Raw genomic sequence first — 18875 nt, 5'->3', positions numbered from 1 at the left:
CCGGCGCTCCGCATCTACCACTCAGCGGAACGCATCACCCGCCCTTGACAAGACTTCAACTCATCGGCATGATTCGCGGCCTATTTTGTTTGCTATTTCCTAAAAAGTCTTTCGAGGAGCTCGACGGTGGCCAACACACCTTCCGCCAAAAAACGTGCAAAACAGGCTGAGAAGCGTCGCAGCCACAACGCCAGCCTGCGTTCCATGGTTCGTACCTACATCAAGAATGTAGTTAAAGCCATCGACGCAAAAGACGCTGAAAAAGCGCAAGCTGCTTACGTTCTGGCCGTGCCAGTTATCGACCGTATGGCCGATAAAGGCATCATCCACAAGAACAAAGCTGCTCGCCATAAAGGTCGCCTGAATGGCCACATCAAGGCTCTGAACCTTGCTGCTGCAGCCTAAGCGACACGCTTGTTAAAAAACCGACCCCAGGGTCGGTTTTTTATTGCCTGCGATTTGAGCCTGACAGCCGAGAAATGCAGCGCCCGAGACATCGCCTTCGCACGCAAGCCTCGCCCCCTACGGATCGCACACCTTGCAGGAGCGAGGCTTGCCCGCGATAGCAATCCTCAGATCACTGATGCGCCCAAGGCAGAATCGGAATCGCGGTCACCGCATTCTGCGGACTGCCCTCGATCAGACGGTCGCTGTAGACCAGATAAACCAGGGTATTGCGCTTCTTGTCGAGAAAACGCACCACTTGCATGGTCTTGAACACCAGGGACGTGCGTTCCTTGAACACCTCTTCACCATCCTTGAGCTCACCCTTGAAGCTGATCGGCCCGACCTGACGACAAGCGATGGACGCCTCCGACCGATCCTCAGCCAATCCCAACCCACCCTTCACACCACCCGTCTTGGCGCGCGACAGGTAGCAAGTCACGCCATCGACCTTCGGATCATCGAAAGCCTCGACGACGATACGATCATTCGGCCCGACGAATTTGAACACGGTCGATACCTGTCCGATTTCTTCCGCCGAAGCCAGCAGCGGCATCGCCAACAGCAGCCCCAACAACCCTTTTGCCATGCGCATACGCGTTTTCCTTAAACCAGAATCAGGTTATCGCGGTGAACCAGCTCCGGCTCCGCCATGTAACCCAACAAACCGACAATCGCCTCAGACGATTGACCGATGATTTTTTGCGCCTCAAGCGCACTGTAGTTGGCCAGACCACGAGCGATCTCACGACCATCCGGCGCCACGCACACCACCATCTCACCGCGACGGAAGCTGCCCTGAACCAGCTTCACGCCGACCGGCAGCAAGCTTTTGTTGCCTTGAGACAACGCCGATACCGCCCCTTCGTCCAGCACCAGCGTGCCGCGAGTCTGCAAATGCCCGGCCAGCCACTGCTTGCGTGCCGCCAGCATGCCGCGCTCAGGCGACAACAAGGTGCCGATGCGCTCGCCCGCCTTCAAACGATCCAGCACCCTCTCCAGACGCCCACCCACGATGATCGTGTGAGCCCCCGAACGCGCCGCCAGACGTGCCGCCCGCAACTTTGTCTGCATGCCGCCACGGCCCAGTGCACCGCCGGTGCCGCCCGCGACCGCGTCCAGCGCCGGATCATCGGCACGCGCCTCGTAAATCAGCTTGGCATCGGGATTGTTACGCGGGTCAGCATCGAACATGCCGTCACGATCCGTGAGAATCACCAGCAGATCAGCCTCGACCAGGTTGGCCACCAGCGCCGCCAGGGTATCGTTGTCTCCGAAACGGATTTCGTCGGTGACCACCGTGTCATTCTCGTTGATCACCGGAATGACCTTGAGCTCAACCAGCGCGCGCAAGGTACTGCGGGCATTGAGGTAACGCTTGCGGTCGGACAAGTCATCGTGAGTCAGGAGAATTTGCGCTGTGTGCCGGCCATGCTTGGCAAAGCTCGACTCCCAGGCCTGCACCAGCCCCATCTGACCAATGGCGGCAGCGGCCTGCAACTCATGCATCGCACTGGGTCGTGCAGTCCAGCCAAGGCGACTCATACCCGCCGCCACCGCCCCCGAGGACACCAGCACCAGCTCGACACCCGCCTCATGCAACGCGACCATCTGCTCAACCCAGACACCCATTGCCGCGCGATCCAGCCCTTTGCCGTCAGCCGTCAGCAAAGCGCTGCCAATCTTCACGACCCAACGCTGCGCACCTGTCACCTTGCTCCGCATCATCTTCCAACCTTTGCCGGCGAGCGGCGCGACCCAGCGCCACCCATGCGATTATTCGTATTTGCGTTTTACAGACACCAAAACGCCGCTCTAAAGAGCGGCGCCTTGGAAACTGGCTTGCGAGCGATGATAACACCGCACCCCACCAGATAAACCGTCATTGCCGACAAGCCTCACTCCTGCAAGGGCGAGGCTGCCACAAATGAATCAGTCACGAACGTAAATGATTTCCGGACCATCTTCATCATCCACATCTTCTTCATCCCAGTCATCATCGCCGATGTCGTGGACCGACTTCACACCGCTGCGACGCAGGGCGCGCTGGTCATCCAGGGCCTGCAACTGGGCACGGGCTTCATCTTCGATGCTCTGATCAAGCTCGGCCAGCTCTTCCCTGTAGACCGGGTCGTTAGCCAGACGATCGGCACGATCCTCCAGATAACGCATGATGTCGCGCGTCAGGCGCTCGGTACCTTCTTTAGCGATGGCCGAGATCACATAGACCGGACCAGTCCACTCCAGACGATCAACGATCTCCTTGACCCGAGCCTCATGCTCTTCCTCAAGAATCTGGTCGCACTTGTTCAGCACCAACCAGCGATCACGCTCAGCCAGGGACGGGCTGAACTTGGTCAACTCGCTAACGATGACTTCAGCAGCGTCTGGAGCACTGGTTTCATCCAGCGGCGCCATGTCGACGAGGTGCAACAACAGACGGGTACGCGACAAGTGCTTGAGGAAGCGAATCCCCAGGCCCGCACCGTCGGAAGCCCCTTCGATCAGCCCCGGAATGTCCGCAATGACGAAGCTCTTCCAGCGATCGACGCTGACCACACCCAGGTTTGGCACCAGCGTGGTAAACGGATAATCGGCAACTTTCGGCTTGGCCGCCGAGACCGAACGGATAAAGGTACTTTTGCCGGCGTTCGGCAAACCCAGCAGGCCGACGTCAGCCAACACCTTCATTTCCAGCTTGAGATCACGCTGCTCGCCCGGCTTGCCCGGCGTAGTCTGGCGCGGCGCGCGGTTGGTACTGGATTTGAAACGGGTGTTGCCCAGACCGTGCCAGCCGCCATGAGCCACGAGCAGACGCTGGCCGGCCTTGGTCAGGTCGCCAATGACTTCTTGCGTAGCAGAGTCGATGACAGTGGTACCGACCGGAACCCGAAGCACCAGCTCTTCACCTTTTTTACCGGTGCAGTCAGTGCTGCCGCCGTTGGCGCCACGCTCGGCATCGAAGTGCCGGGTGTAACGATAGTCCACCAGGGTGTTGAGGTTTTCGTCGGCGATCATGAAGACCGAGCCACCATCACCACCATCACCACCGTTCGGACCACCGTTTTCGATGAATTTTTCCCGACGGAAACTCATGCAACCATTGCCGCCGTCGCCAGCTTTTACTCGAATCGAAACTTCATCAACAAACTTCATAACAAAACGCCTCTCGCCATACGGACGAGCCGAAAAACACTAAGACATAAGACTCTTGCAAAAATGAGCGCAGCGACCTCAATCAACGACCGCACAATCCAGCGCCAGCAGCCCATACAAACAGTTTTGCAAGAGACTCACCCCACAAACGAAAAAGCCCCGTCGCAAGACAGGGCTTTTCCAGCAACTACGCAATTACGCCGCGACGACTTCAGTCTTCGGGACGATGCTCACGTAACGGCGACCGAAGGCGCCCTTAACCTGGAACTTGATCACGCCTTCGATTTTAGCGAAGAGAGTGTGATCCTTACCCATGCCAACACCGTAACCGGCGTGGAATTGGGTGCCGCGCTGACGCACGATGATGTTGCCCGGAATGATAACCTGGCCGCCATACATCTTCACGCCAAGGCGTTTGGCTTCTGAGTCGCGACCGTTACGGGTACTACCACCAGCTTTTTTGTGTGCCATGAGTTCAATTCTCCTAGTGAGGAATTAGGCTGAAATTAAGCCTGAATACCGGTGATTTTGATCTCGGTGTACCACTGGCGGTGGCCCATACGCTTCATGTGGTGCTTACGGCGACGGAACTTGATGATGCGGATTTTATCGTGACGACCTTGGGAGATCACTTCAGCCACAACGGTAGCGCCAGGAACAACTGGAGCACCGATATTCACGTCGTCGCCATTGGCAACCAACAGAACGCGATCAAAAGTAACGGATTCGCCGGTAGCGATTTCCAGTTTTTCGATCTTCAGGTATTCACCCGGGGCGACCTTGTATTGCTTGCCACCAGTAACGATTACTGCATAAGACATGGTATTTCTCCGATAATCCTGCTCACCCAGCTCTTTATAAGAAGAGGTATTGGCTGGCATGGCTGCATGAGGCTGGAACGGCCCAGATGCAATTGCGTAAGGCAGGTGCTGCCCAGGAAGTTCAGGGTGCGCGATTGTACGCAAGCGGGGAAGGCGATGCAAGTGGCTGAGTATAGCGCCTTGACACCTGCGGACCTGAGTCCTAGCATGCCGCGCAACCCTTCTGGAGCACCTGTCGCTGATGCAACCCCAAGCTTTCTACCGCGCGGTGGCGGACGATTTTAGCGCCGTCGACGGCATCATCAAGAAGCAGCTGACTTCCCGAGTGCCGCTGGTATCAAAAATCGGCGATTACATTACCTCGGCCGGCGGTAAACGCCTGCGCCCTTTATTGGTGTTGCTGTGTGGCAAGGCCCTGGGTCGCGAAGGCGATGACATGCGCCTGCTCGCCGCGACCATCGAGTTCCTGCACACCGCCACCCTGCTTCACGACGACGTGGTCGACATGTCAGGCATGCGCCGTGGCCGCTCGACCGCCAATGCCATGTGGGGCAATGCCCCGAGCGTGCTGGTTGGCGACTTCCTGTACTCGCGCTCCTTCGAGATGATGGTCGAACTGGGCTCGATGCCAGTGATGAAGATCCTTTCGCAAGCCACGCGAATCATCGCTGAAGGCGAAGTGTTGCAGTTGTCGAAGGTTCGTGACGCCAGCACCACCGAAGAAACCTACATGGAAGTCATCCGCGGCAAGACCGCAATGCTCTTCGAGGCCTCGACCCACAGTGCCGCAGTCCTGGCCGACGCCACGCCTGAACAGGCTGAAGCGCTGCGCACCTTTGGCGATCACCTTGGCGTGGCCTTCCAACTGGTTGATGACCTGCTGGATTACCGCGGCGATGCCGAAACCCTGGGCAAGAACGTCGGTGACGATCTGGCCGAAGGCAAACCAACCCTGCCGCTGATCTACACCATGCGCGAAGGCACTGCCGAGCAAGCTGCACTGGTACGCCAGGCGATCCAGAAAGGTGGTATCGAGGACCTCGAAAGCATCCGCGCTGCCGTGGAAGCCTCCGGTTCTCTGGACTACACCGCACAACTGGCCCGCGATTACGTGGCGCGCGCCATCACTTGCCTCGAAGCGCTGCCAGCCAGCGAATACCGTGATGCACTGGTCGAACTGAGCGAGTTCGCAGTCGCCCGCACGCACTAAGACCAAGACCGCCAAGGGTCGCTTCGCGACCCGACGCAGCCGCTGCTACAGCAGCGCGTAACACCGCCCTCCACCCTCCCCACCAAAACCCTATATAATGTGCGCTTTTTAGCCATCCTGAATCCAAGGAGCCTTAGTGAGCACGTTGCCACCCTGCCCGAAATGCAATTCCGAATACACCTATGAAGACGGCGCCCATCTGATCTGCCCGGAATGTGCCCACGAGTGGTCCGCTAGCGGCGAAGCCGAGGCTACGTCCGACGAATCCGTTAAAAAGGACTCGGTCGGCAATGTCCTGCAAGATGGCGACACCATCACCGTGATCAAGGACCTCAAGGTCAAAGGCACTTCACTGGTGGTCAAGGTCGGCACCAAGGTCAAGAACATCCGCCTGTGCGATGGCGACCACGACATCGACTGCAAGATCGACGGCATCGGCCCGATGAAGCTCAAGTCCGAGTTCGTCAGAAAGGTCTGAGCCTGCGGCTTCCATCCCGCGCCTTGTGCGGGATGGCGCTTCCCCCTCCCCTGCAAACACCCCCGCATCAATAGCAAAAGGCCAGTCCTTTTGACTGCAACAATGCCGCACAGAAAAAAACAGAAACCGCCAATAGGTGCTTGCCATTAATTGAATAAGAACTATTCTCATCAGATTCCATTAAAGGAGATGAGAACCATGACTTACTTGATCGATGCCTGGCTGGACCGCCCACACCCTTACCTCAGGATCCTGCATCGGGAAACCGGGGAAGTCTGTGCGGTATTGGAAGAAGAAGCATTGAATGAGCTGCAGGATCAAGGCGACCTGGACGTCAACGGCCTGAGTTCCAGCGAACCCGTGGTGCTCAAGGAGTTGGTGCGCAACCTGTTTCTGTTCTGCTACGCGCGGGCACTGCGCCCTGTGAATGATCTGAACACAAAGTTCCAGATATGACTGACGCAAAACCTGTAGGAGCCGAGCTTGCTCGCGATGCGCATAACCCGGTTTAACCATGAAACCGTATCGATGCCATCGAAAGCAAGCTCGGCTCCTACTTTCAGGTCTTACAGTACGTCGAGCAGCTCGACGTCGAATACCAGTACGCTGTGCGGCGGAATGCTACCAACGCCTTGCGCGCCGTAAGCCAGCTCGCTCGGCACGTACAGACGCCATTTGCTACCGGCGTTCATCAGTTGCAGGGCTTCGGTCCAGCCAGCGATCACGCCGCCGACCGGGAATTCTGCAGGCTGACCACGATCGTAGGAGCTGTCAAACACAGTGCCGTCGATCAGAGTGCCGTGGTAGTGAGTACGCACGCTGTCTTCACGGGATGGCTTGGCGCCAGCACCGGCAGTCAGTACTTCGAATTGCAGGCCGGAAGCCAGAGTGGTGATGCCGTCACGCTTGGCGTTTTCAGCCAGGAATTCCAGACCAGCACCAGCAGCCGCTTCAGCCTTGGCTGCCGCTTCGGCTTGCATGATTTCACGGATAACCTTGAAGCTGGCGGACATTTCTTCCTGGCCAACACGGCTGTCCTTGCCGGCGAAGGCGTCGGTCAGACCTGCCAGGATCGCGTCCAGGCTAACGCCCGGTGGCGGGTTGTCACGCAGTTGGTCGCCCAGCTGACGGCCAATACCGTAGCTGACGCGGGTTTCGTCGGTGGACAGATTTACTTCGGACATAACGCTGCTCCGCTGTGCGGACGGCTCTGGAAATTGCCGTGCGTGCACAGCGCATTCCGGGGCGCCCGGAACCAAAAGGGCGAGCAGACTAGCACACAAGTCGGCCCCGTGATGAACGCGCGTCCGAGCCGTCAGGCAGAATGGATAGCGATCGGCACCCGCAAGCTTTCCTCGGTGCTGCCCGACATCCCACACATTTCATCGTGAACCGAGGTGTGAATCAGATTGAACGGCAGCTTCGGAAAGGCATGGAGGACTTCGCGCGCGTGCTCCACCGAACGCAGATGAAGCATCTGGCCATGAGTGTCGCTCAACGGATAGGCCGCGCCATGTATGCGCGCTTCTATCAAATAAATCCCGCCTTCGAGCGAGATCAGGTTCAGCTCGTCAACCTTCCCGGCGATCGCATAAGCATTCAACTCTTGCAGGTTCATGACCGCACCTCGCGCAACTTAAACTTGGCCCAGGACAGTTACAGGCATATGCCTCGCCGCACAAAAGCACAAGCCAGAAACGCCACCGCCCGTCCGTTTCGCAACGGCCGGGCGGCTCACAACTTCGCTCAGAGCAATCAGTGCTTGGTCAACTTGTCCAGGTAACCCATGGCGAAGGCTGAGATCACGAAGGTCATGTGAATGATCACGTACCACTTCAGATGCTCAGGATCGACATTCTTCGCATCCATGAATATGCGCAGCAGGTGAATCGAGGAAATCGCCACGATCGAGGCAGCCACCTTCATTTTCAATGAAGAGGAGTCCATCGTGCCAAGCCAGTTGAGCTTTTCCTTTTCTTCATCGATGTCGAGCTGGGAGACGAAGTTTTCGTAACCGGAAATCATCACCATCACCAGCAAGCCACCGACCAGCGCCATGTCGATTAACGACAACAACACCAGAATCAGATCCGACTCGGCCATTGAGAACACGTCGGGGATAACGTGCGAGACTTCCTGGAAGAATTTCAGGGCCAGGGCCAGCAAGCCAAGGGACAGACCGAAGTAGATAGGCGCCAGCAACCAGCGCGAGGCGTACATTGTATTCTCGATAAAGCGTTCCATTAAATCTCACATCAGGTCTGAAAATGGCGGCAAGTATATCAGCCGGTCAAAAACCCATAAACCGCAGAGAAATCCATGACCTGCGCGTCTGCCAAGGTGTTTTTCTGCTAGTGTCGAAGACATTCACGCAGCTCACTGACGTCGGACAGGAAGACTGAACAATGGATTTGCGATTCCCTTTAGCGAGTGTTGGCCTGTGCATCGCACTGCTGATCTGCGGCGGCTGCTCACCCAGCGATGGGAAGTCGCAGACCAGTCTCGAAGACAAGACCGCGCAGTTCGAGAAGTCTCTGGATGCTATCGAGGATCCGAAACTCAAGGACGCCGTGGCCAATCTCGGCGGCTCTTTACTGTTGCTTGAGCGCGCCCAACTCAAACTCAAGAGCAAGCCGATCGAAACCGAGTACGGTGAAGATGCCATGGCCTTGCTCAAACACTATCCAAGCCCGCAAGCCTTCGTCGACACCTACATCAACGGTCTGTTCGTACTGCGTAAATCGTCCGACTCCGACTACCTGACCGACCTGCAGCCGGTGTTCCCGTTCAACTTCAGCATGGCAGCAGAGTTCCCGTTTCCTCACGGTCTGGAATGGCAGTCGGTAACGTTAAGCAACAAAAAAGTCGTTCCCTTCCAGCCCGAATGGTCGGAAACCGATCCCGGCATTCAGTTCAGTCCTTCGAGCTCCAACCTGACCAACCCCGATGATCTGACGGTAACCTACCCCTACATCGAGGGCCTGGAAGTCGAAAACAAAAATCAGCCTCAACCGGTGACACTACAGGGCAAGGTGGAAGTCATCGCGCCGCGCAAGGTATTCACCTTTGACCTGACAAAAAAGGACGTGGGTAAAAAGCGCACCGATGAAAACATCACCGTCACGCTGTTGACCCTGGGAAAGAACTACGCGGAAATCGAACTGAGTAACAGCGCATCGCTGGCACCTGAGGTCAGTGCAACTCCGCTCAACCCGCTGATTGTTCAGGCCAAAGACACGACCGGGCAATTCCTCGCGCGCTCGGGCTCGATCAACGAGAACGCCAGACAAGTCGCGTTCTATGAAAAACAATTGGCCGAAATGCAGAAGCAGAAGGCCTGGAGCGAGACCTTCCAGAAACAGCTTGAGGATGAACAGCGCACATTCGAATACCAGCAGACCAGCCATTACACCAAGGTCTACTTCAACGGCGCGATCGAGAACCTGGAAGTCAGCGTGCTCGACTTCTCGGGCGCCACGGTCACACGCAAGGATCTGCAGTTACCGGTGCGTCGGTTCGACAGGAACACCACCGAGAGAACCATCCAGAGCCTCTCACTGCCCGTGGTGGTGTATGACGACCAGGCAGCGACCTGGCTGAAGGACGCGACCCTCGACGAGGACAAACTGAAGAAAAGCATCACCATCAGCCAATCCGTCGAAGACCCCAGTGCTGCGCGCATCGAATTCGATCATCCGAAAACCTTCAATGATGAGCTACTGGGCTCCTCTTTCAGTGCCGGCGACACACCCGTGACCTTCTTCACTCAAGACGAGAACGGCAAACGCGCCGGCCCCATAGAGCTGCCACCTGAAGCCTTCCAGGTCGATCCGCTACGCGCCACGATCACCTACGACCTGAATCTGTTTCCGGAAACACCGACCTACGCCATCGGTTCTGTGCCATTTTTTCTCGCCAGCATCAAAAAAAACACCCTCGCAGCAGGCCAGCTGCCTAAAGGTCTCGAGCTCAAGGGCAATGCCTTGATTGTCGACCAGAAGTTGTTCCCGTCGCAGGACTGGCGCTTTTACGCCAAGGACGACAGCGGTAATTACTTGAAGGAAATTCTTGCGGTCAGTCATAGCGCGACCGCCGACGGGCCGGCGTTATCGGATGTGCATTACTTCTACGGCCAGCCGACCCATCTGGAGACCTACCAGCGCACCGAACTGAACACTGTCGAATATGGCTTCGAGGTCAAACTCGACAAAGCGGAAACAGAAAACCCTGTCGAGTAAGCGTTTCAGTGTCCAGGATGCATTCAAAAGTCGCCCGAGGGGCGACAGCGCCCGCCGTTGATTTCCCGCAACTGCGCCTGTAGGTGCAGGCACCAGATTTGCGGATCATCGGCCAGTTCGTAGCCGTGTAACGTCAGGCTTTCAACGATGGTTTCAAGGATCGATTCGGCCACAAAAGGCCCATGAAACGGGCCTTGAGCCTTGATGGCGGAAGGTTGTTCTCCGGCCATTCCGGCGGCGAAGAGTAAGGTCCACATACCTGTATCCCCTGCAAGCGGGCGAATGCTGCATTCGATACGGGTAACCAGGCCAAGGCATTGGCGGGTAAGGCTGAGGTTGCGCGACATAGCGGCGACCCTCGGTAGATCCGGTATTCAGCCTCCACAGGAAGGCTGTCTCGATCCAGTGATTACTGTCGATATCCTTGCCCTGAGAATAGAGGAAAAGTCTGGACTGCATGGTCTGCGAAGACCAGCGGCACCAAATGGTCATTTTTCGAACATTGACGTCAGTTTTGTGGCGAAGAGGCTCTCCCCCTCGCCACAGGTCAGCCTCAGAGAGGTTTGGCCGCTGCCAGCGCCTCTTGAATTGCCTCTTTTTCCGCTTCTTTTTCTGCTTCTTTGAGGTCTTCATCGCTGACCATTTCGGCGATCACTCGCAGACGCTCAACCACCCGCGCGTTGACGCTACCCTCGGGGAATTGCCCCTCTGCATCCGGCTCGCCGGCAGGTTCACCGACCAGCAGACTCAGTGCTTCATCAGCCTGGCGCACCGCGTAGACGTGGAACTGCCCGGCCCGCACCGCCGAAAGCACGCGCTCATCGAGCATCAAGGTCGCGACGTTGGCCTGCGGGATGATCGCGCCCTGCTCACCCGTCAAACCGCGGGCTTCGCAGAGACGGAAGAAACCTTCGATCTTCTCGTTGACCCCTCCGACCGCTTGAACCTCGCCGAACTGGTTGATCGACCCGGTGATTGCAAAGCACTGCTTGAGCGGCGTTTTCGACAGCGCCGAAATCAAGGTGCAGGCTTCGCCCAAAGAGGCGCTGTCACCGTCGACATAGCCGTAGGATTGCTCCAGGGCGATACTCGCGGAGATCGCCAACGGGAACTCCTGGGCGTAGCGGCTACCCAGATACCCGGTAAGGATCATCACGCCCTTGGAGTGGATCGGCTGCCCAAGGTTGACCTCACGCTCGATGTCGACAATACCGCTGCCGCCCGGGTAGACCGTGGCGGAAATCCGCGCCGGTATACCGAACGCCGAGTCACCGACTTCGAGCACCGTCAGACCGTTGCACTTGCCCACCGCCGCGCCCGCGGTGTCGATCAGGATGATCCCCGCCAGCATGTCGTCGAGAATCCGCGCAGAAACGCGTCCAGTGCGGGTCGCCTTGGCTTTCAAGGCACGTTCGATGTGCCCGGCATCGGTCATCTTGTCGCCGGCCAGATGACGGATGAAATCCGCTTCGCTGACCAGCTGGAACAGATCACCGATACGTGCTGACAACCGCCCCTGATGCTCGGCCAGGCGTGCGCTGTAGGTCGCCAGGCGCGCCACGGCATCAGCGGTCAGCGGCGCCATGCCTTCTTCCGAGGTACGGGTTTTCAGCAACTGAGCGAACTGCTCGAGGCTTTCATCGACCATCGGGATGTCTTCGTCGAAGTCCACCAGCACCCGGAACATTTCCTGGAAATCCGAATCCAGGTCTTGCAGCGCGTAGTAAAGCTGCCTCGCACCAATGATGACGACCTTGACCTGTAACGGAATAACCTGAGGTGCCAGCGTTACCGTTGCCAGCCGCCCCAGCTCGCCCAGCGGTGATTCCATTTTCAGTTTGCGCGACTGCAACGCGCGCTTCAGCGCATCCCAAACGAACGGCTCGCTGAGCATTTTCTCGGCTTCGAGGATCAGGAAACCACCGTTGGCCCGATGCAAAGCCCCCGGGCGCAATTGTCGATAGGTGGTGTAGAGCGCGCCCTGATCGGTGCCGTATTCGATACGGCCAAACAGGTTGTCGTAGGTCGGGTGCGGCTCGAATACCACTGGCGCACCGCCGCTGGCGTGGTGCCCGACAACAAGGCTGGGGCCGTACTGTTCTTCCAGAAGCTTGCGGGCCACCGCATCGGTCTTGCTGTCGTCGACCAATTGCTCGACCACGGTTTTCAGCAGGTAAACCTGCATGGCTTGCAGATAACCGCACACCGCGGCGTTTTCCGCGTATTTTTCCGAAAGAGGCGCCAACAGCGGCTGCAAGGCCAGGGTGATGGTTTCTTCGTTGAGGTGGCGCATCTGGTTGCTGGATTCACGCTTCCATTGCGGCAGACTCGCCAGCTCTTCGTTGAGGCGTTCTTCCAGTATGGCGATATCGGTGTGGAAACGCTCGCGCTCGGCTTCCGGCAGTTGCGCGAACTCGGCCTCGTCCAGCGCCTTGCCTTCGCTCATCGGGGTGAAGGCGATGTTGGTGCTGTCGCGATAAAGGGCGACTTCCTTTTCCAGGGCCAGGCGCTCGATCACATCCAGTGCGCGGTCGTAGCGCTGGTTGAACGCGCGGTCGATGGCGCTTTTCTTTTGCTGGTAGGAAGGGTGCTCGAACACTGCCGGGAAGGTCGCCAGCAGGTTATCGATCAGACCATTGATATCGGTAATGAAAGCACCGGCCGCGCCCGAGGGCAGCTCCAGCGCACGTGGCTCGCGCGGCTCATCGAAATTGTTGACGTAGACCCAGTCCGCCGGGGTTTGCAGACGTTTGCCTTCGGCTTTGAGGTAGCGTTTGACGAATGAAAACCGGCCAGTGCCGGGCTCTCCCATGACAAACACGTTGTAACCGGGGCGCGGCATGGCCACGCCGAACTGCAACGCTTCGACCGCACGCTCCTGGCCTAGCACACCGCGAAAAGGCTCCAGATCATTGGTTGTAGAGAAGCTGAACTGTTCAGCGGAAAACGGACGTGTCAGCGCTTCGGGCGCTAGACGCAAGCTGGCAGCAACAGGATCAGGCATCGGGCTTCCTTACATCAGGCGGGGCAGATAACGGCATTCTGGCGCCGGGTGTACCCGGCTGGCAAGGCACGCTGTAGACGAAAGCATAGACAAGTAACAAACCCAAGGCGGGCCGTGGTAAATGGCTCTTTTGAGGAATGTTTTGCAAAAAATCACGGAACCCCTGGTTCGTGCCTAAACTCCAGACTGCGCGGCTGGACTAATAACCGGCCCAACTGGCACCGGCACGGGCCAGACCCCCTTGTCCAAAAGAGAACAAAGCTATGAAACGGATTCTTCTCGGTACTCTCTTCACCGTTGTATCTCTCAATGCAATGGCCCAGGCGCCAGGCGGTCCGGACTGCGGCTGGGGCAATATGCTGTTCAAAGGTCAGCGTGGCACCCCGGCCCACTTCCTGGCATCTACCACCAACGGCACTTCTGGCAACGCAACTTTCGGAATGACTTCCGGCACCAACGGCTGCGCGACCAACGCTGAGCTGACCTACGGTGGCAAGTCCTGGATTGCCATGAATGGCATGATGAACGAGCTGTCCGAAGACATGGCCAAGGGTCAGGGCGAAGCGCTGACGACCTACGCGGTGGTGCTCGGTGTGGCGCCTGAAGACCGCGCGCATTTCGCTGCTGTCACCCATGAGCACTTCCAGCAAATCTTCAACAAAGCCGATGTGACCGCCGAGGATGTGCACACCAATACCCTGGCCGTACTGAAAGGCGATGCTCGTCTGGCCAAATATGCTACCCCGGCATAAGCTCGACCCTCCCGCTCCTTTGAGGGGGCGGGATTTGTTTTTTGGACCTGTCCCGCCTTGGGTCTTTCTTATCGAATACTAAGTTGCCCACCATGCTCAAACGCCTTGCCTGCTTGGCGCTCTGTGTCTGCGTCCCGCTGTCCGCCGCGCCTCATATCGACAATCAACGTTTGCAGCAATTGGCCAAGACCCCCTTCTGGATTGCCCTGGGTCACTATGAAACCGCCAAGCTCGGCGGCTGGCGCAGCTATGTCAGCGATCCGAAGTTTTTCCTCGCCACCGATGGCGCCCATCATCCCGACGCCGAGCTGAACGCGACCCTGCAAGCGTTGTACGCCCCGGCCAGCGCCGGCGAAAAACACGCGCAATGCGTTTACCCGGCGCGAACCCGATGGTTGAAAGCGCAGCTGAACCTGACTGATTTACCGGCCGTGGACTGCTCCGAATTCAAGCAGTGGTTCAAGGACGTCGCGCCACACAGCGCGGTGATGATTTTCCCGGCGGCTTATTTGAACAGCCCCTCGTCGATGTTCGGTCACACCTTACTGCGAATCGACCAGGCCGACGTACAACGCGATCACACTGCCCTGCTCAGCTACGCGATCAACTTCGGCGCCTATATCGAAGGCTCGGACAACAGCATCCTTTACGCCTGGAAAGGCCTGATGGGCGGCTATCCCGGCCTGTTCGCACTGGTGCCCTACCAGGAAAAACTCTCGGAATACCGCAGCCTGGAAAACCGCGACCTGTGGGAATACCAGCTGAACCTGACCCAGGAAGAAACCGAGCGCATGGTCGAGCATATCTGGGAACTCAAGCAGATCCGGTTCGACTACTTCTTCTTCGACGAAAACTGCTCCTACCGCTTGCTGGAACTGCTGCAAGTGGCGCGACCGAGCCTGAAGCTGACCGAACAATTCCCGCTGACCGCCATCCCCACCGACACCGTGAAAGCCGTGAAGGAAGCCGCACTGGTGGAGAAGATCGACTTTCGACCGTCCCGCGAACGCGAGCTCCTGAGCCGTGCTGAACCATTGACCGGCGAAGAACAGGCTTGGGTGCTGAAAGTCAGTGCCGACCAGCAGTATTTGCAGGATCCGGTTTTCAAGGCTCAGCCGCGGGCCCGGCAGGCTCTGATCATCGACGCCGCCTACCGTCTTGAACGCTACCGCGCCAACGGCCTGGAGCGCGATCCACAGCGCTCGCAACGCAGTTTCGAGCTATTGCGGGCGATCAGTCAGAATCCCGCGCCGCAGCTTTCGATCGAACGCCCTGGCCTACCCGAGAACGGTCACCAATCGCGCACCTGGCAAGCCGGTATAGGCACCCGGGGCGACAAAGCCTTTGGCGAATATGGCCTGCGCATGGCCTATCACGACCTCAACGACAATGCCGAAAGCTTCCCCCTTGGTGCACAGATCGAAATCCTCCAGATGAAGCTGCGCCAGTACGAAGGCAATAAATGGCAGTTGCAGCAACTGGACCTGGCGACCATCCGCTCGCTGACCCCGCGTAACGAGTTGCTGCAACCCTTGTCCTGGCAAGTCATGGGCGGTCTGGAGCGCGTGCCGGGCAAGCATGACGATGAAACACTGGTCAGCCACGTCAATGGTGGCGCCGGCGGCACCTGGCGGCTCAGCGACAAGATGCTCGGATTTGCCCTCGGCACCGTGCGCATTGAGCACAACACCGACTTCGCCGGCTTCATCGCCCCGGCAGCCGGTTTCAACACCGGCCTGCTCTGGCGAAACCCGCTGGGTAATCTCAGCCTGGAAGCCAAAGGCGATTACTTCACCAATGACGAAGTGCGCCGCAGCCTGAGCCTGAATCAACAGTGGGAGCTGTCGCGCAACCTCGGCTTGCGGCTCAGCGCGAAGCGCGAGTTCAGCCACTTGGCATCCCCCGAGAACGAGGTGATGCTTGAAGTGAAGTGGTATCACTACTGACCCATCCCATGCCCCCTGTAGGAGCTGAGCTTGCTCGCGATGGTATCGCCGCGGTCATTCAGCTACATCCAGGTGTTCGCATCGCCAGCAAGCTGTGCTCCTACAGGAGATAGAGGTTTCAACGGTTTTATAACGGCACCGCTTGCAGCAGGTCGCTTTCGGACAATCGACGAAACTAAAAGACTGCGATCATGGCCCAAACTCCATCAAGGGAGAAATGCCATGAGCCGCGCCTTCGTCAATGAAGATCGTGCCGCCGCGCAAGCCGACCAACCGGTAGAACGGCAGGTCAGCGCGCAGCCCAATTACGTCACCCCCGCAGGCCTGGCTCAGCTCCAGGCCAAAGTCGCAGCACTGCAGGCGCAGCGCAATGAGCAATCGATGCTAGGTGAGGGAGCTGACAAGCAACGCCAGGCCGATATAGAACGCGACCTGCGTTACTTCAATCAACGCCTGCAAAGCGCTCAGGTGGTCGCACCGGCAATTTCAACCGAGAAAGTGCAGATTGGCAGTTGGGTGACCTTTGCCGACGAACACAACGTGGAACAACGCGTGCAATTGGTCGGCGAAGACCAGGCCGATGCCGCCCATGGCCTGATCAATTGGGGCTCACCGCTGGGTCGTGCGCTGCTTGGCGCCAGGCCCGGTGATGAAGTGCAGTGGAAGCGACCGGCCGGCGATCAGTTGATTGAGATCATCCGCATCGAACCGGACTAGTGGCCTGTACGGTTAGTTCGTTAGTTCAAATTCGGATGCCGGAAGTCCCTGGCCAAGGCGCTGTGACGAGTCATAGCCCGCTATGGCGAGGAACAGCAACGCAGGATAGGGGCTTGTGGCGCCGAAGTTGACTAACAGAACCAACCACACAGGCCACTAGACGCCTGGATGAAGTTTTCTCTGTGGCAAGCGGGCCTGCCACAGGTTGATGTGCTCAGCTCGAAAAAAACGGAGCCCGAAGGCTCCGTTCTTTGTCCACCGACCTTATCAGGCCAGTTTCTTGTGGCGTACCCGGTGTGGCTGGGCGGCCGCTTCGCCGAGGCGCTTTTTACGATCGGCTTCGTACTCGGTGTAGTTACCTTCGAAGAACACCGCTTGCGAGTCGTCTTCGTACGCCAGGATGTGAGTGGCCACGCGGTCAAGGAACCACCGATCGTGAGAGATCACAATGGCAGCGCCCGGGAAGTCGAGCAAGGCTTCTTCCAGGGAGCGCAAGGTTTCAACGTCGAGGTCGTTGGACGGTTCGTCGAGCAACAGGACGTTCGCCCCCTCTTTCAGGGTCAGCGCCAGGTGCAAGCGACCACGCTCACCACCAGACAGGTCCTTGACGAACTTCTGCTGATCGCCGCCCTTGAAGTTGAAACGGCCAACGTAGGTGCGCGACGGGATTTCGTAGCTGCCGATACGAATCTGATCGGAGCCATCGGAAATCGCCTGGAATACCGATTTGCTGCCGTCCAGGTCCTCGCGGCTCTGATCCACGCAAGCCAGTTGCACGGTCTCACCGACTTCAATAGTGCCGGAGTCCGGTGTTTCCTTGCCCATCAGCATGCGGAACAGGGTCGATTTACCGGCACCGTTACCACCGATCACGCCGACGATCGCGCCTTTAGGCATGGAGAACGACAGGTTGTCGATCAGCACCCGATCGCCGTAACCCTTGGAAACGTTCTTGAATTCGATGACCTTGTCGCCCAGGCGCGGACCGGCCGGGATGTAGATCTCGTTGGTTTCGCTGCGCTTCTGGAATTCCTGCGATTGCATTTCTTCGAAGCGTTGCAGGCGAGCCTTGGATTTCGACTGACGGGCCTTGGCGCCCTGGCGTACCCATTCCAGCTCGTCTTTCATGGCCTTTTCGTGGGCCGACTGCTGCTTGGATTCCTGGGCCAGACGATTGGACTTGGCTTCCAGCCAGCCCGAATAGTTGCCCTCGTAAGGAATACCGGCGCCGCGGTCGAGCTCTAGAATCCAGCCAGCGACGTTGTCCAGGAAGTACCGGTCGTGCGTGATCGCAACCACGGTGCCTGGGAAGTCGTGGAGGAAATGCTCCAGCCAGGCCACAGAATCTGCGTCCAGGTGGTTGGTTGGTTCGTCGAGCAGCAGCATATCCGGAGCGGACAGCAGCAGTCGGCACAGCGCCACACGACGCTTTTCACCACCGGACAGATATTCGATCTTCGCATCCCAGGCCGGCAGACGCAGCGCATCGGCGGCGACTTCCAGTTGGCGATCAAGGTTATGACCATCGCCCGCTTGCAGGATGGCTTCGAGCTTGGCTTGTTCGGCGGCCAGCTTGTCGAAATCGGCATCCGGATCCGCGTATTCGGCATAGACCTGATCCAGACGCGCCTGAGCGTCCTTGATCACGCTGACAGCTTCCTCAACCACTTCACGCACAGTCTTGGTCGGATCCAGCTGCGGTTCTTGCGGCAAGTAACCAACGTTCAGCTCGGGCATTGGCCGCGCTTCGCCGTCGAATTCGGTGTCGACGCCTGCCATGATTTTCAACAGGGTGGACTTGCCCGAACCGTTGAGGCCGAGCACGCCGATCTTGGCGCCGGGGAAAAACGACAGAGAAATGTTTTTCAGAATTTCCCGCTTCGGCGGAACAACTTTGCTCAGCCGATGCATGGTGAAGACGTATTGAGCCATGGAGAACCTAGCGTCAGTGACTGATGAATAAAGCGCGAGCGAAGCTCGAGCCAGGCCATGCGCGGTGCCAGCAATTGATCGCAATCAATACCTGCGCGCGGAAAAAGCCTGAGTGTAGGAGCTGGAACGCCCCCGCGTAACCGGCAAAGCTACCTTAATGAAGGATTTCAGTCCAGC

At 58.0% G+C, this 18875-nt stretch carries 19 protein-coding genes; 8 read left to right on the top strand and 11 right to left on the bottom strand.

Annotated elements, in window-relative coordinates; all coding sequences use genetic code 11:
- Nucleotides 1–126 precede the first annotated feature (126 nt).
- Entirely contained in the window at nucleotides 127–405 is a 279-nt protein-coding gene (gene rpsT / locus AC07UI_RS17120) for a 30S ribosomal protein S20 (protein ID WP_003215870.1), read from the top strand.
- Nucleotides 406–577: 172 nt separating this feature from the next.
- Here the strand turns inward: rpsT and AC07UI_RS17115 are convergent, their stop codons facing one another.
- The 5 genes from AC07UI_RS17115 to rplU form a co-directional block, all read right to left on the bottom strand.
- Complete coding sequence (locus AC07UI_RS17115) at nucleotides 578–1039, bottom strand: CreA family protein (protein WP_494993605.1); 462 nt, start codon at nucleotides 1037–1039, stop codon at nucleotides 578–580.
- Nucleotides 1040–1050: 11 nt separating this feature from the next.
- Nucleotides 1051–2169 carry a glutamate 5-kinase gene (proB, locus tag AC07UI_RS17110; RefSeq protein ID WP_494993632.1) on the bottom strand — a complete coding sequence of 373 codons (1119 nt, stop codon included), beginning with the start codon at nucleotides 2167–2169 and terminating at the stop codon, nucleotides 1051–1053.
- 207 nt (nucleotides 2170–2376) lie between these two features.
- Entirely contained in the window at nucleotides 2377–3600 is a 1224-nt protein-coding gene (gene cgtA, locus AC07UI_RS17105; RefSeq protein ID WP_494993604.1) for an Obg family GTPase CgtA, read from the bottom strand.
- Between the two features lie 195 nt (nucleotides 3601–3795).
- Nucleotides 3796–4071 carry a 50S ribosomal protein L27 gene (gene rpmA / locus AC07UI_RS17100; RefSeq protein WP_150641122.1) on the bottom strand — a complete coding sequence of 92 codons (276 nt, stop codon included), beginning with the start codon at nucleotides 4069–4071 and terminating at the stop codon, nucleotides 3796–3798.
- A gap of 35 nt (nucleotides 4072–4106) precedes the next feature.
- A complete protein-coding gene (gene rplU / locus AC07UI_RS17095) occupies nucleotides 4107–4421 on the bottom strand; it encodes a 50S ribosomal protein L21 (RefSeq protein ID WP_003443915.1) in 315 nt (104 codons plus the stop codon).
- A 241-nt stretch (nucleotides 4422–4662) separates the two neighbouring features.
- Here rplU and AC07UI_RS17090 point away from each other — a divergent pair, with 241 nt between their 5' ends.
- The 3 genes from AC07UI_RS17090 to AC07UI_RS17080 all read left to right on the top strand — a co-directional run bounded on the left by AC07UI_RS17090 (nucleotide 4663) and on the right by AC07UI_RS17080 (nucleotide 6565).
- Nucleotides 4663–5631 (top strand): polyprenyl synthetase family protein, encoded by a 969-nt coding sequence (locus tag AC07UI_RS17090; RefSeq protein WP_494993603.1) that lies wholly within the window; start codon nucleotides 4663–4665, stop codon nucleotides 5629–5631.
- A 136-nt stretch (nucleotides 5632–5767) separates the two neighbouring features.
- The gene (locus AC07UI_RS17085) at nucleotides 5768–6109 is read left to right on the top strand and encodes a zinc ribbon domain-containing protein YjdM (protein WP_494993602.1); all 342 of its coding nucleotides are present in this window, start codon (nucleotides 5768–5770) and stop codon (nucleotides 6107–6109) included.
- Nucleotides 6110–6307: 198 nt separating this feature from the next.
- Complete coding sequence (locus AC07UI_RS17080; RefSeq protein ID WP_494993601.1) at nucleotides 6308–6565, top strand: PA4570 family protein; 258 nt, start codon at nucleotides 6308–6310, stop codon at nucleotides 6563–6565.
- Nucleotides 6566–6675: 110 nt separating this feature from the next.
- Here AC07UI_RS17080 and bamJ read toward each other — a convergent pair whose 3' ends face one another.
- The 3 genes from bamJ to AC07UI_RS17065 all read right to left on the bottom strand — a co-directional run bounded on the left by bamJ (nucleotide 6676) and on the right by AC07UI_RS17065 (nucleotide 8353).
- Entirely contained in the window at nucleotides 6676–7293 is a 618-nt protein-coding gene (bamJ, locus tag AC07UI_RS17075) for a BamJ family beta-barrel-assembly machinery protein (RefSeq protein WP_494993600.1), read from the bottom strand.
- A gap of 131 nt (nucleotides 7294–7424) precedes the next feature.
- Entirely contained in the window at nucleotides 7425–7727 is a 303-nt protein-coding gene (locus AC07UI_RS17070; RefSeq protein WP_494993599.1) for a DUF6482 family protein, read from the bottom strand.
- A gap of 137 nt (nucleotides 7728–7864) precedes the next feature.
- On the bottom strand, nucleotides 7865–8353 hold the full coding sequence (locus AC07UI_RS17065) for a TIGR00645 family protein (protein WP_494993598.1): 489 nt from the start codon (nucleotides 8351–8353) through the stop codon (nucleotides 7865–7867).
- Between the two features lie 161 nt (nucleotides 8354–8514).
- Here AC07UI_RS17065 and AC07UI_RS17060 point away from each other — a divergent pair, with 161 nt between their 5' ends.
- The gene (locus tag AC07UI_RS17060; protein ID WP_494993597.1) at nucleotides 8515–10347 is read left to right on the top strand and encodes a hypothetical protein; all 1833 of its coding nucleotides are present in this window, start codon (nucleotides 8515–8517) and stop codon (nucleotides 10345–10347) included.
- A gap of 23 nt (nucleotides 10348–10370) precedes the next feature.
- On the opposite strand, the gene AC07UI_RS17055 is transcribed toward AC07UI_RS17060, so the two are convergent.
- Together AC07UI_RS17055 and AC07UI_RS17050 are read right to left on the bottom strand one after the other, a co-directional pair.
- On the bottom strand, nucleotides 10371–10694 hold the full coding sequence (locus AC07UI_RS17055; protein ID WP_494993596.1) for a PA4575 family protein: 324 nt from the start codon (nucleotides 10692–10694) through the stop codon (nucleotides 10371–10373).
- 206 nt (nucleotides 10695–10900) lie between these two features.
- On the bottom strand, nucleotides 10901–13351 hold the full coding sequence (locus AC07UI_RS17050) for a Lon protease family protein (RefSeq protein ID WP_494993595.1): 2451 nt from the start codon (nucleotides 13349–13351) through the stop codon (nucleotides 10901–10903).
- Nucleotides 13352–13614: 263 nt separating this feature from the next.
- Here AC07UI_RS17050 and AC07UI_RS17045 point away from each other — a divergent pair, with 263 nt between their 5' ends.
- The 3 genes from AC07UI_RS17045 to AC07UI_RS17035 all read left to right on the top strand — a co-directional run bounded on the left by AC07UI_RS17045 (nucleotide 13615) and on the right by AC07UI_RS17035 (nucleotide 16766).
- Nucleotides 13615–14103, top strand: coding sequence for a DUF3015 domain-containing protein (locus tag AC07UI_RS17045; RefSeq protein ID WP_494993594.1), 489 nt, complete (start codon nucleotides 13615–13617; stop codon nucleotides 14101–14103).
- Between the two features lie 92 nt (nucleotides 14104–14195).
- On the top strand, nucleotides 14196–16049 hold the full coding sequence (locus AC07UI_RS17040) for an Lnb N-terminal periplasmic domain-containing protein (RefSeq protein ID WP_494993593.1): 1854 nt from the start codon (nucleotides 14196–14198) through the stop codon (nucleotides 16047–16049).
- A 222-nt stretch (nucleotides 16050–16271) separates the two neighbouring features.
- Nucleotides 16272–16766: a GreA/GreB family elongation factor gene (locus AC07UI_RS17035; protein ID WP_494993592.1), complete on the top strand. Its 495-nt coding sequence runs from the start codon at nucleotides 16272–16274 to the stop codon at nucleotides 16764–16766.
- A gap of 267 nt (nucleotides 16767–17033) precedes the next feature.
- Here AC07UI_RS17035 and ettA read toward each other — a convergent pair whose 3' ends face one another.
- Nucleotides 17034–18698, bottom strand: coding sequence for an energy-dependent translational throttle protein EttA (gene ettA, locus AC07UI_RS17030; protein WP_494993591.1), 1665 nt, complete (start codon nucleotides 18696–18698; stop codon nucleotides 17034–17036).
- Between the last annotated feature and the right edge of the window lie 177 nt (nucleotides 18699–18875).

Source organism: Pseudomonas sp. GW821-FHT04C07 (genome assembly GCF_059420325.1).
Note: the sequence above shows the minus strand (reverse complement) of the source record. Positions and strands in the feature narration are given on the sequence as shown.